This is a genomic window from Erythrobacter sp. W36 (assembly GCF_057364935.1).
This window is the reverse complement of sequence record NZ_CP200281.1, coordinates 519113-532129: the sequence shown is the minus strand read 5'-3', so window position 1 is coordinate 532129 and position 13017 is coordinate 519113. Positions and strand designations below refer to the sequence as shown.

The window sequence follows — 13017 nt, the reverse complement described above, 5'->3', positions numbered from 1 at the left end:
AAGTATTTGCGTAATAGGAGATGTCGAATGAAATTAAGTACTGCAACTCTCGGTCTTTGTATTTCAATTATGGCAGTTCCAACTCTAGCCAGTGATAAAAATTACAGCAGTGGCGCTCACTCAAAGCCGCAGATAAGCAAACCTTCGGGACCTAGACCCGATGGCGCAGGGTTCTTGCGTGTCAAGCGCAACACATCGATCGGCAATGAGAGGTACGATCGTAGGCAGTGGATTAACGAAGTCAATCGCCTTTTGTCGGTGAATAGAACACGTGCGGCCGTGAGACTGCTTGAGCATATGGTTCAGGAAGGCGATGTGGGTGCCATGGTCCGACTAGCCTCGGTGCTGGACAAAGGGCGGGGTGTTGATGCCGACAGGACAAGGGCGTTTGAACTTTACGCCCGAGCGGCAGAGTTGGGCAATGATGGCGCTCGCCTTCTGGTTGGAGCATCCTATGCTCGCGGAATCGTCGTCGAAGCGGACACCGACCGAGCCCGATATTGGCTAAACCAAGCTGCTGAAAGCAAACGTCGCGCAGTCCGCCGTGACGCCAAAAAATTGCTCGAAAACCTAAGCTAAATCGCCGCGCCTATTGGTGACAGCCCTGCCTATTGCTGGCATCAGCGCGCAATGAACGAAGCCGATTTCATCGCCGCTTTGCGCGCTCTGCCGCTCCATTCTGGTGCGCGCGGGCTAAGCGATGACTGCGCTGTCTTAGAGATCGGCGGCGAAACACTCATTCTAACTCATGATATTATGGCCGAGGGCACGCATTTCCGCCCCGATGCCGATATGGCCGATGTTGCTTGGAAACTGGTTGCCTCAAACCTTTCCGACCTCGCGGCCAAAGGCGCTGAGCCGATTGGCGTATTGCTGGGCCATTCGCTGGGGCAAGGTGACGAACGCTTCCTCGCAGGCCTCGGCGAAGCGCTCAGCCGCTACAATGTGCCAATCCTAGGCGGAGACACCGTTTCGGCGGCGAGCCCGCGCACCTTCGGCCTTACCGCCATTGGCCGCGCAGTCCATACGCCAGTGCCCTCGCGCAGTGGCGCCTCCCTCGGCGACGCGCTGTATATCACCGGCACGCTCGGCGCCGCTATGCTCGGGTTTGAAGGCGCACCTGAGCACCTCGAGGCGTTCAACCGCCCTCGCCCATTATTGCAGCAAGGCCAATTACTAGCGCCGCATGTCAGCGCCATGATGGATGTCTCAGACGGACTGCTGCTCGATGCCTTCCGCCTTGCGGAGGCAAGCGAGGTCACCCTCGCTATAGAGGGTAAGAGCGTTTTTGTCGCAGACACCGAGCGGCGCGAAGACTGCATAAGCTGGGGCGATGATTACGAGCTGCTGTTCACCGCGCCATCGAACCTGACCCTGCCTGTTCCCGCAACGCGGATTGGCAGCGTACAGCCGCTGGGCTTTGCTCCGCTCACGCTCGACGGCAACCCAATCGTCAATGCGCAAGGCCTCGGCTATCAGCACGGCTGATCCCGAATTGCCGGGTCGCTCCAAGCAAAACTGGTGAAATGGGCGGGATTGCCCCGTTTCCTGCTTGCCAGCTTGACATCAGTCCGTATGGTCCACGCCACCGCGTCAATGGGAGAACCCAGGCGCTATCTTCATACTGGGAGAGGGGATTCATTCAGTGGACTTAACACTCATATCAATTGGACTGGCCGTCATTGCCATCATCTATGGCATTGTCACCAGTCAGCAAGTTCTCAGCGCGAGTGCCGGGAACGCCAAAATGCAAGAAATTGCTGGCGCTGTTCAAGAGGGCGCGCAGGCTTATCTCAAACGGCAATACACTGCGATCGGCATGGTCGGCGTGGTGGTTGCCATTCTCGTTTTCATTTTCCTAGGCGCGGTTTCGGCCATCGGCTTTATCGTCGGTGCTGTGTTGTCCGGTGTGGCTGGCTTTATCGGGATGAATATCTCGGTACGTGCCAATGTGCGCACGGCGGCGGCGGCTGAAACGGGCCTGCAAGAGGGCCTGACCGTGGCGTTCCGCGCTGGTGCAGTTACCGGCATGTTGGTCGCTGGCCTCGCGCTGCTGTCCATCGCAGGGTTCTTCTATGTGCTGGTTGGCACGATGGGCATGGACCTCACCGTCCTCGCTGAAAAACGCGAAGTCATCGACGCGCTCGTCGGCCTCGCCTTTGGCGCATCACTGATCTCAATCTTTGCGCGTTTGGGCGGCGGTATCTTTACCAAAGCCGCGGACGTTGGCGCCGATCTGGTTGGTAAGGTTGAAGCCGGCATCCCAGAGGATGACCCCCGCAACCCGGCGACCATCGCCGATAACGTGGGCGACAATGTTGGCGATTGTGCTCGGCATGGCCGCTGACTTGTTCGAGACCTATGTTGTCACCGTTGGTGCAACCATGGTCTTGACCGCGCTGCTCTTCACCGGCCTTGCCGCTGCTGACCTGCTTGCGCTGATGAGCCTGCCGCTGATTATTGGCGGTGTCTGCATCGTGACCTCGATCATCGGGACGTACTTTGTCCGTCTCGGTTCCTCGAACAACATCATGGGCGCGCTCTACAAGGGCTTTATCGTCACCACGGTGCTGTCCGCTGTCGCGATCTACTTTGCGACTGATTATGCGGTTGGCATGGCAACGGAATACACGCTGGGGGATCAAACCTTCACCGGCATGTCACTGTTCCTGGCGATGATGGTTGGTCTGGTCATCACTGGCCTGATCATCTGGATCACCGAATATTACACGGGCACAGAGTACCGCCCAGTCCGCTCGATTGCGAAATCGTCTGAGACTGGACACGGCACAAACGTTATTCAAGGCCTGGCTATCAGCCTTGAATCGACCGCACTGCCAACCATTGTGATCGTGATCGGTATCATCGTGACATACCAGCTTGCTGGTCTGATGGGCATCGCCTTTGCGGCGACTTCGATGCTGGCGCTGGCCGGTATGGTTGTTGCTTTGGATGCCTATGGTCCTGTCACCGATAACGCTGGCGGCATCGCTGAAATGGCTGAGATGGAGGAAAGCGTTCGGGAGAAAACCGATGCGCTGGACGCCGTTGGCAACACCACGAAAGCGGTGACCAAGGGTTATGCAATCGGTTCTGCCGGTCTGGCGGCTCTTGTACTGTTCTCGGCCTACACCGCTGACCTCAAAGAGTTCTTCCCAGATCTCGCGGTCAGCTTCAGCCTTGAAAACCCGTATGTCATCGTTGGCTTGCTGCTCGGCGCGCTGCTCCCGTACCTGTTCGGTGCGATGGGCATGACCGCCGTTGGCCGCGCCGCTGGCGATGTCGTTATCGATGTTCGTGACCAGTTCTCGAAAGATCCTGGTATTATGGCCGGGACGAGCCGTCCTAACTATGCGCGGACGGTCGATCTGGTAACGAAAGCGGCGATCAAGGAAATGATCCTGCCTTCGATGCTACCGCTGCTGGCACCAATCGTTGTCTATTTCGCGATTACCGCTGTTGCAGGCCAAGCGAACGGTTTTGCTGCTCTTGGCGCGCTGCTGCTGGGTGTGATCGTCTCGGGCATCTTCGTGGCGCTTTCCATGACCGCTGGCGGCGGCGCATGGGACAATGCCAAGAAGTACATCGAAGATGGCAATCACGGCGGCAAAGGCTCAGAGGCTCACAAAGCCGCTGTGACTGGCGACACCGTTGGCGATCCGTACAAGGACACCGCTGGCCCAGCCGTGAACCCAATGATCAAGATCACCAACATCGTCGCGCTGCTTCTGCTCGCGGCGCTCGCTGGTGGGCACTGATCTAACACCAATCCGCAGCTGAGCAATCGGCGGCACAGATTTTGAAACCCCGCCGGGCGCAGGTCTGGCGGGGTTTTTTGTGGTCTGGAATGTTGCAAATTACGCCAGACAGCGGCGCTTGAACTGTTTAGCCTTTTCTCATAACCTTCTGGTCTGAAGGGGATGCTCGGCCGGGGGACGGCGGAGTATAAGTCGCAAACTGGATGAAAATCCAAATAGGGTACTGGATCACACAATGAATTTGAGAACTTTCGTTCTGCGCGGCGTAAGCGCCTGCGCGCTTGGCGTAGCCATGGTTGGCATGGGCATGGCATCAACTGCTGTATTGGCACAGGACAAAGCGCCGCAGGTCGCTGAAACCGCTGGAAACCGCATTCCTGCTGGCGAATTCGTCAAAGCACCGAATATGCAGACTGTTCGAATCTCACCCGATGGCAAACGCATTGCATACCGGGCTGCGCGCAGTGGACGCTCGCTCCTCGTCACACTCAACCTTGAGACTATGCAGGAGAAAATAGTCCTTGCAGCCGAGGAAGCCCGGGAGAGCGGTGATCGCACGATGACCAATTTCGGCTGGATTGGAAATGAACACATTGTCATTAGCACAATCAGCCGCGAAGATCTGGGTGGTGGTGATTTTGCCGATTTTCGGCGTTTGGTGGCCTATAATGTTAAGTCAGGCAAATTGGTTCAACAAGCTTGGCGCAATGCTGGCTTCGGAGCCACAAACATCAAATATGTGAACCACGAAACTGGTAAGTATTTGCTGCAGCGCGATAGCACCGCTGGGTCTACAGAACGACGGTTCTTCCCAGAAATCGTTGAGGTGGATGTTTCGACCGGCAAGTACAAAATGGTTCAGAGGACCAATCCAATAGTAAGAAACTGGCTGGTTGACTCCGATGGTGAGATAAGAGCCGGAACCGCCTTTGATGGAGATTCAGGAAAAGTCCGCGTTCTGTACAAGGCGGAAGGCGAAAAGAACCTGAAAACTGTGTTCAATGAAGCGGATGAGACCTGGACATCTGGTGCGCCAAGTCCGGCTGTGTTTATCCCAGGAACTGACATGGCATACGCAGTGTCGAACCGGGATGGAACCGACGCGGTGTACAAAATGGATATGACCACGCTTGAGATGAAAGAGAAAGTCTTCGAAACAGAAGGCTTCGATGTGCAAGGCATCATTCGGAATGAAGATCGATCAAAAGTACTGGGTTATAGAACCTTCGATGGCACAATGCGTGTTGAATACATTGATCCTGACCTTAAGACGGTCAAAGCTCTGCTTGAAGACGTCTTTGGCGAGGGTGAAGCATCGATTGTAGATTACACCCCAGATATGAGGAAAGTGGTCGTATTCGGTGGCGGAATGTCCAAGTTTGGCGGCTACTACCTATTTGACACGCAAACGGGAGCACTTAATCTCCTCAATTGGTCAAAAACGGCCCTCAAAGATGCCCCTGCCAATCCAATGAAAGCCGAATGGTATACGGCAAGCGACGGGACAAAAATTCAAGCAGTCGTGACCTATCCGCGCCACCGGATCGGTCAAAAGAATCTGCCGGTGCTTGTAATGCCCCACGGCGGGCCATTTGGTGTAACGGATTCCGTTGAAATCGGATTTTTTCCTTGGCATCAAGCAATCGCCGAGCAAGGTTATGTTGTAATCCAGCCAAACTATCGTGGCTCCGGCGGTTATGGCAAAGACTTCGTGAAGATTGGTCGTGAACCCGGAGGCTACGGCAAGCGTATGCAAGACGACCTCAATGATGTTCTGACGTATTTTGGCCAAAGAGGCATTATCGATCCAGACCGCGCATGCGTCATGGGCTGGTCCTATGGCGGCTATGCAGCGGCGCGCGGTGCGCAGCGCGACCCTGAGGCTTGGAAATGCGCCATCGCCGGGGCTGGCTGTATATGACATGCCTCTGATGAATAAGTGGGATGCGAAAAATCTGGGTCGTTTCAGCAGTGGCTTCCAAGCCACCTCTGACGATCCAAAAGGGATTTCGCCAGCGCTCAACACCGATGGGAAATGGTCCCCAATTCTGATCGTCGCAGCCAAGCGTGATGCTCGCATCCCAATGGAGCAAGCAGAAACGCTGGTCAAAAACCTCAAGAAATCTGGCAAAAAAGAAGGGACAGATTTCAAGTACATCGTTCAAGAGCAGGGCACGCATAACCTTCCATATGACGATGTTCATATGCAGTGGATCAACGAAGCCTATGCTTGGCTTGAGAAACACAATCCAGCTTACATTGCGTCTGACGGCGACACAGCACCGCCGGTTGCGAAGCTGAACTAAGCCTTCCGTCTGATGAATTGCGGGCGGCGGTGCCCCAATCGGGCGCCGCCGTTTGTGTTTCTGGGCTAGTCCACCCCAAACTCGCACTCAAAACGCTCCGCACAAACGCTTCCTTAACGTCATTCGGCCTACACCACGCCCCGCGCGCGATTCTGCGCGCTCGGAAAAGGTTAACGGATGGACATGGCAAGCGCGCCTGCAATGCCCAGCGCCCCTTCTCACTCTGGCCCGCTCGCGGGTTGGAGCGATGGGATGCATGCCCTGACGCCTGCCCAAATCAGCCGCTCCGCCTTCCTTGCCGCATGGGACGAGCTGACCAATTGCGCATCCGAACCCAACCCCTTTTTCGAGGAATGGTTTCTCTCCGCCTCGCTCGCCAATTTGCCAGAAAGCGCGAAGGTCGAAGTGTTCGCCTATATTGTCGGCGGCGACCTGCTCGGCCTCATCCCGCTCGAACAATCCCGCCAATATTACGGCTATCCCGTGCCGCATTGCGGCGCAGCGCTGCACGCGAACAGTTTTTGTGGCGCGCCTTTGATCGCCAAGGGGCATGAGATCGATTTCTGGCGCACCTTGTTCACCGCGCTCGACCATAAGCCGCGCCAGGCGTTGTTCCTGCATTTGCCGCAATTGCCCGCCGATGGCCCGGTGGCCGAGGGCCTGCGCGAAGCATTGACCGAGCACGATCGCCCGAGCGCCATCGTGCACCGGAAAGAACGCGCCATGCTGGACGCCGAAATCTCGCCCGAGGAATATCTCGAGGCATCCATGACCAAGAAACGGCGCAAAGAACTGCGCCGCCTGCGCAAACGCCTCGCGGAAGAAGGCGCATTGAGCGTGGAGCGGACCGAAGGCGAAGAAGGCATCGCCGAATGGACCCGCGAGTTTCTCTCGGTTGAACGCGCAGGCTGGAAAGGGGCAGAAGGCTCCGCCCTCGCCAGCGCGGCGCATACCGAACAGTTCTTCACCGACGCATTGGTCGGCGCAGCGCGCTCTGGTCGAGCTGGAACGGCTCGCCTTGAGAGTTGACGGGCGAGCCATTGCAATGCTCGCGAACTTCATCACGCCGCCGGGAGCCTACAGCTTCAAAACCGCCTTTGATGAGCGCTACGCAAAGTATTCGCCCGGGCTCTTGCTCCAGCTCGACAATCTGGAGCTGCTGGACAACGAATTTATCGAATGGGCCGACAGCTGTGCCGCCGAAGGACACTCGATGATCGAGCGCTTGTGGCGCGAGAAGCGCAGCATCCATAGCGTCAATGTCGCAATCGGCGGGAAACTGCGCCGCGCGGTGTTTGAGCAATTGATGCGCCGCGAGCTGCGCAAAGGGAACCAGCTATGAACGCGCCCATCACAGACACGACCGACTGGCAGAGCGCGCGCGCCTCTGCCCCGGCGATCTTTGATACGAATGCGCGCGGTCACTTTGCCGCGCACTATCCGGAAACGCCGCATGTTTTGCGCCATGCCCTCGATCAGCATCCGCTGCTGGAGATCGAAGCGCTGGCCAGCATGGCGGAGCGCCTTCCAGAAGGCTCGGTTGAATACAATCGCGGCGATTTGCCGATTGGCGTGGATGGCAAGCCGGACAGCAACGGCCTCTCCATCGCAGAGACGATCCGCAAAGTGCACGAGGCCAACAGCTGGGCGGTGCTTAAGAATGTTGAGCAAGTGCCATCCTATCAGGCATTGCTGCACGATCTGCTCGGCGAATTGCAGGCGGAGATTGAGGCCAAAACCGGCGAGATGCTGACCCCGCAAGGGTTCATTTTCATCTCCAGCCCCAACGCCGTCACGCCTTATCACTTTGACCCGGAGCACAACATTCTGCTGCAAGTGACGGGCAGCAAGGTGATGACCCAATTCCCCGCTGGCGATACGCGCTTTGCGGCCGATAGCGAGCATGAAGCCTATCACGCAGGCGGCGCGCGCGAGCTCAAATGGGATGATAGTTTTGAAGGCCAAGGCCGTGAGTTTCCGCTTGGTCCGGGCGATGCCGTTTACGTGCCGGTGATGGCCCCGCATTTCGTGCGCAATGGGCCGCACAGCTCGATTTCTTTGTCGATCACCTGGCGCTCCAATTGGAGCTATGATGAGAGCGATGCGCGCTGCGCCAATGTGCTGATGCGCCGGATCGGCCTGACGCCTAATGCGCCACGGCGCTGGCCCGCCAGCAACCGTGTCAAAGCGCTGAGCTTTCGCGTATGGCGCCGCCTGTTTGGCCGCGCTGGATTGCCGCCGCTGTCATGAACGCGCCCTTCCCCATCGACACGAAGCCCCAGTCGGAGCTGGACCGTCTTGCAGAGGCAGATGATCCGCGCCGCGCTTTCTTAAGGGCGCAGTGGTTTGCATCGGGCCGCGATCCGGCAACAATGGAGCTTGTCGCGCGCGGCGATGACGGCAAAGCGATTGCCGCCTTTCCCATGTGCGAGAAAAAGCTCGGCCCCGTTGCAATCAAGCAGGTCGCAGGCGCCTATTGGCCGTTTCGCGGCGCTCCTTTGGATAGCAAGTGCACAGCGGAAGAGCTTGCAGCTGCTCTCAAGGACAAGGCGCTTGCAAAGCAGCTCGGCAATGTCTGGCGCATGGGCCCAGTGGTCAATGAAGATCCATCTCTCGACGTGCTCAAAGCCGCAGCAGTCGAGGCTGGCTGGCGCGTGCTTTCCCGCCCGGTTGGCACGCTGTTTGTGCTCGATCTTGTCGCGCTGACAGCGTCGGGTAATTGGCCCTCCACCAAAGGTCAGCAGAAGGACCGCTGGCGGGTTCGTCAGCTGGAGAAAACAGGTCCAGTCACCATTTCGCACTTCACTGGCGAAGATTGGACCGATGACACCCGCGACGCCATCGCCGAAATTGAAAGTAACTCCTGGGTCGGTCAGCTCGAACAGGGCGGCGACACCAAATTCCACGATCCGGCGCTGCGCTCATTCTGGGAAGGCATCGCTGCGGACCCTGCAATCGCCTCGATGATCCGAGGCAGTTTACTGCACGTTGGCGCTATACCGGCGGCCTTCACCTTTGGCCTCGACTGCGGCGACACGCGCTATGCAATCGCCAATAATTTCGATCAGCAATTCCACAAGTTCTCGCCCGGCCGCGTGCTGCTCTATGACGACTTCACCAGCGCAGCAAAGCGCGGCCTTGCCCGCATTGACTGGGGCCTTGGCGATGGCGGATACAAACGGCAAATGGGCGCAGAAGAGGCCTCGAGCGTCTCTGATCTGCTGTTTGTGCGCGGCGCATTGCCAGCCGCTCTCCTGCGCCGGGTGTGGGAACGCTAAGCCCGCTTGACCTTGCCGCCATCGCGCCGCATTGCGAGCGGCGAAATGAGCGACACTTCAGACAATGTTCCGACCAATGAGCAGCTCGTCGATGGGCTGATCAAACTGCTCACAGTCGAGCAGAACACGCCGGACAACTTCACCGGCCGTCCGCAAAAAGGCGGCATGGGCCGCGTGTTTGGCGGCCAAGTGCTGGCGCAGGCTATTCAGGCCGCGCAAGCGACCGTGGATCAGCCAAAGCAAGCGCACTCGCTGCACGCATATTTCCTGCGCGGCGGCAAAGAAGGACCGCCGATTGACTACCGGATCGCACGCGATTTTGACGGGCGCAGCTTCTCCAACCGCCGGGTCGTCGCCAGCCAGACCAATGAAGCGGGCGAAAGCAAGCCGATCCTCAATCTCACCGCGAGCTTTCAAACGCCCGAAACCGGGCTGGAGCACAGCGATGCGGAGATGCCCGATGTCGAGGGGCCGGATGAGCTGCGCAGCGACATGGATGTACGCCGCGAGATGTTGTCGAAATTGGGCGACAAGCTGAGCGAGGATCAACGCCGGATGATGCTGCGCCCGCGCGCCATTGAGATGCGCACGATCGACAGGCTGCATTGGATGAACTCTGAACCGCGCGAACCGAAAGCGCACACCTGGTTCCGCACCGGCGCGCCGCTGCCCGCGATTGAGGATAACCCCGGCCTGCACCGCGCCGTGATCACCTATGCCAGCGATTTCACGCTGCTCGGCACCAGCGCCCTGCCCCACGGGCTTAGCTGGATGCGCGGCGAGCTGGTCGGGGCCAGCCTCGACCACACGATCTGGTTCCACCGCGAAGCGCGTGCGGATGAATGGCTGCTCTACGCCACTGACAGCCCGTGGTCCGGCCATGGGCGCGGGTTCAACCGGGGCCGCGTGTTCAACCAATCAGGCGAGCTAGTCGCCAGCATTGCACAAGAAGGCATGATCCGACGCCGTAAAGCGAAGTAGTGGTTCTTTGGCTCTCTCGTTGCCCAGCCACCCGCGCCCTCCACCCTTCCACCCGGATTGTCTCCCGGTAGGATCCGGGTAGAAGGGTGGAGGGCGCGGGTGGCTGGGAATTGGTCAACAAAGCCACCACATCAATGCGCCAGCAAGATCGGCAATTCAGGATCCGTCAGCGCGCGGCGCGTGACCCCGCCGAGCAGCATCTCTGACAGGCGTGAGTGGCCATAGGCGCCCATCACGATCAGGCCGCATTCGCGCAACCTCGCCGCTGATGTGAGCAGGTCTGCGATTTTGCTGCCATCGGCTGGGATCTCGACAATCTCGCATTCTATCCCGTGGCGGCTGAGATATTGTGCGCCTTTAAAAGCCGGGACATCGAAGCGGTCTTTGTCCAGTTTCTCCTCCACGCTGGCGAGGAACACATTGCTGGCCTTGGCGAGCAAAGGCACGGCGCTGCGCAGGGCGACGCTGGCCTCAAACGAGCCATTCCACGCGACCAAGATCGGTGCCGTATTGTCAAAGCGCGTGGCCGTCTCTGGCACAACCAGCACCGGACACGGAGCCTTCAAGGCTAGCTCTCCCGCCATGCGAGATGGCCCTTTGCGCTCGCCAACGTCATGCGGGCCAACGATGACGAGATCGTGCAGAGCCGATTGCTCCAGCAACCGCGTTTCCGGCATTCCGTGCAGGAACAACCAATCCCAAGCGACATCCTCATTGGCCAGATCCGCCTCCAGCTTCGCGCGCTGTTCTTCCGCGGCCTCTTTGATCTTGGGCAAAGCGGCCGCCATAGCGGAGCCATAGAAGTCGCCGGGGGCAAACACCTCAAAGCTAACCGCCTGGAGGCATGTGATGTGGGCACCATGCGCGCGGGCCAAATCAAGCGCTGTCTGCAAGCGCGCCTCCATCCCTGCATCGGTGCTGATGTGCAGTAATATCGATTTCATCGGTATTCTCCTTCCTGAGTGCAGGATGGAAGGCGCAATCGGCGGCGTCATTGATCAGGATCAAATTGGGCAGCTTTTGCCGGTCAATCCGCTTGATATCACCGCCCTCGCCGCTAGGCTGACCGATCAGGAGATCACCGCAATGCAAATCACTCGCCAACCGCCTGTTAAGACGACGCTTGAACCCAGCAACCACCCGTATCTTTCCGGGCCATGGACGCCGGTTCACGAAGAGGTGGATGTGGATGAGCTGGAAGTGATCGAGGGCGCGATCCCCGCCGACATTGATGGCATTTACCTGCGCAATACAGAGAACCCGGCGCACCAGCCGCTGGGCTAAGCACCACCCGTTTGATGGCGATGCGATGGTGCATCAGGTGAACATTAGCGGCGGTAAGGCAAGCTATCGCAATCGCTTTGTGCGCACCCAATGCTTTGAGGCGGAGCAGATTGCGGGCCAGGCGCTGTGGGGCGGCTTGATGGACCCTCCCGGCACGTCGCTGCGCCCGGGCTTTGGCGCGCATGGCGGGCTTAAGGACACAGCCTCGACCGACATTCTCGTCCATGCGGGAACTGCGCTGGCGACGCTCTATCAATGCGGCGAGGCCTGGCAGATGGACCCGGTGACTTTGGAAAACCTTGGCAAAGCGCCTTGGGGACCGATCGACGGGGTCTCTGCCCATCCCAAGGTGGATGAGAGCACCGGCGAGCTGATGTTCTTCAACTATTCCGTCCACGCGCCCTACATGCATTACGGCGTGGTCGACCGGGCGGGTAAGCTGGCCCATTATACGCCAGTCCCGCTCGATGGCCCGCGCCTGCCGCATGATATGGCGATCACGCCGAACTGGTCGATCCTCAACGACATGCCCTTGTTCTGGGATGCGAAGCTGCTGGAGCGCGGGATTCACGCCGCTCGCCTGCATGAAGGCGTGCCGACCCGTTTTGCTCTGATCCCGCGTCATGGCAGCGCGCAGGACATCCGTTGGTTCGAAGCCTCGCCGACCTATGTGCTGCACTGGACGAACGCTTGGGAAGAGAGCGGGCCAGACGGCGATGAGGTCGTCATGGAAGGCTATTACCAAGACGAACCCATGCCACAGCCGCTGGAGGAGCAAGGCGAACACGGGCGGATGATGGCCTATGTCGACGAGCACAGCTTCAAGAGCCGCCTGCACCGCTGGCGTTTCAACCTGACCACTGGCGAGTGCAAGGAAGAACGCCTGTCGGATCGGATCGTCGAATTTGGCATGATCAACCCGGCCTATCTGATGCGCAAATCGCGCTACATCTGGTCGACCACGACGCGGCCCGGCTGGTTCCTATTCAACGGCTATGTCCGGCAAGACACCGAGACGGGCGAAGAGCAAATCTTCACTCTGCCAGACGGGGTCTATGCCAGCGAGAGCCCAATGATCCCGCGCAAGGCCCCGGCTGCTGAGACGCTGGCCGAGGATGACGGCTATCTCATCACCTTCCTGATCGACGAAAACAACGGCACGTCTGAGCTCGCCATTCTGGACGCCAGTGACGTGGCGAAAGGTCCGATCTGCCGCCTCGCTTTGCCGCACAAGATCAGCAGCGGAGTGCACTCCACCTGGGTCGAGCATTCGCAGCTCGCCAGCGACCGCGCCTTCAAGCTTCGCCAATTGCAAGAGGCCGCCGCCTGACCTCCCGAGCACACGCCGCCCTATACGTTTTGCAGATGCCCCGCCCGTCCGCCTCCTGATAACGCTGTTCCTAAGCATAA

General features: G+C 58.7%; 12 protein-coding genes and 1 pseudogene. 12 read left to right on the top strand and 1 reads right to left on the bottom strand.

Annotated features, from left to right (window positions below; translation table 11 throughout):
• Nucleotides 1-27 precede the first annotated feature (27 nt).
• From AC0V6U_RS02530 to AC0V6U_RS02485, 10 genes and pseudogenes are all read left to right on the top strand, one after another.
• The gene (locus AC0V6U_RS02530; protein ID WP_472644662.1) at nt 28-579 is read left to right on the top strand and encodes a tetratricopeptide repeat protein; all 552 of its coding nucleotides are present in this window, start codon (nt 28-30) and stop codon (nt 577-579) included.
• A 51-nt stretch (nt 580-630) separates the two neighbouring features.
• Entirely contained in the window at nt 631-1488 is an 858-nt protein-coding gene (thiL, locus tag AC0V6U_RS02525) for a thiamine-phosphate kinase (RefSeq protein ID WP_472644661.1), read from the top strand.
• Between the two features lie 157 nt (nt 1489-1645).
• A pseudogene (locus tag AC0V6U_RS02520) lies at nt 1646-3758 on the top strand (sodium-translocating pyrophosphatase).
• A 235-nt stretch (nt 3759-3993) separates the two neighbouring features.
• The gene (locus AC0V6U_RS02515; protein WP_472644660.1) at nt 3994-5679 is read left to right on the top strand and encodes an alpha/beta hydrolase family protein; all 1686 of its coding nucleotides are present in this window, start codon (nt 3994-3996) and stop codon (nt 5677-5679) included.
• Nucleotides 5621-6064, top strand: a complete 444-nt coding sequence (locus tag AC0V6U_RS02510) for an alpha/beta hydrolase family protein (protein ID WP_472644659.1) — start codon at nt 5621-5623, stop codon at nt 6062-6064. The genes AC0V6U_RS02515 and AC0V6U_RS02510 overlap by 59 nt, the downstream gene beginning before the upstream one ends.
• 201 nt (nt 6065-6265) lie before the next feature.
• Entirely contained in the window at nt 6266-7093 is an 828-nt protein-coding gene (locus AC0V6U_RS02505) for a GNAT family N-acetyltransferase (RefSeq protein ID WP_472644658.1), read from the top strand.
• A 16-nt stretch (nt 7094-7109) separates the two neighbouring features.
• Nucleotides 7110-7406, top strand: coding sequence for a GNAT family N-acetyltransferase (locus tag AC0V6U_RS02500; protein WP_472644657.1), 297 nt, complete (start codon nt 7110-7112; stop codon nt 7404-7406).
• The gene (locus AC0V6U_RS02495; RefSeq protein ID WP_472644656.1) at nt 7403-8314 is read left to right on the top strand and encodes a cupin-like domain-containing protein; all 912 of its coding nucleotides are present in this window, start codon (nt 7403-7405) and stop codon (nt 8312-8314) included. Before AC0V6U_RS02500 ends, AC0V6U_RS02495 begins: the two co-directional genes overlap by 4 nt.
• A complete protein-coding gene (locus AC0V6U_RS02490) occupies nt 8269-9342 on the top strand; it encodes a GNAT family N-acetyltransferase (protein WP_486169358.1) in 1074 nt (357 codons plus the stop codon). The genes AC0V6U_RS02495 and AC0V6U_RS02490 overlap by 46 nt, the downstream gene beginning before the upstream one ends.
• A gap of 45 nt (nt 9343-9387) precedes the next feature.
• Complete coding sequence (locus tag AC0V6U_RS02485) at nt 9388-10323, top strand: acyl-CoA thioesterase (RefSeq protein WP_472644654.1); 936 nt, start codon at nt 9388-9390, stop codon at nt 10321-10323.
• Nucleotides 10324-10454: 131 nt separating this feature from the next.
• Here the strand turns inward: AC0V6U_RS02485 and AC0V6U_RS02480 are convergent, their stop codons facing one another.
• Entirely contained in the window at nt 10455-11267 is an 813-nt protein-coding gene (locus AC0V6U_RS02480; RefSeq protein WP_472644653.1) for a universal stress protein, read from the bottom strand.
• Nucleotides 11268-11292: 25 nt separating this feature from the next.
• Here AC0V6U_RS02480 and AC0V6U_RS02475 point away from each other — a divergent pair, with 25 nt between their 5' ends.
• Complete coding sequence (locus AC0V6U_RS02475; protein ID WP_472644652.1) at nt 11293-11607, top strand: hypothetical protein; 315 nt, start codon at nt 11293-11295, stop codon at nt 11605-11607.
• Entirely contained in the window at nt 11555-12937 is a 1383-nt protein-coding gene (locus AC0V6U_RS02470) for a carotenoid oxygenase family protein (RefSeq protein ID WP_472644651.1), read from the top strand. Before AC0V6U_RS02475 ends, AC0V6U_RS02470 begins: the two co-directional genes overlap by 53 nt.
• Nucleotides 12938-13017 lie beyond the last annotated feature (80 nt).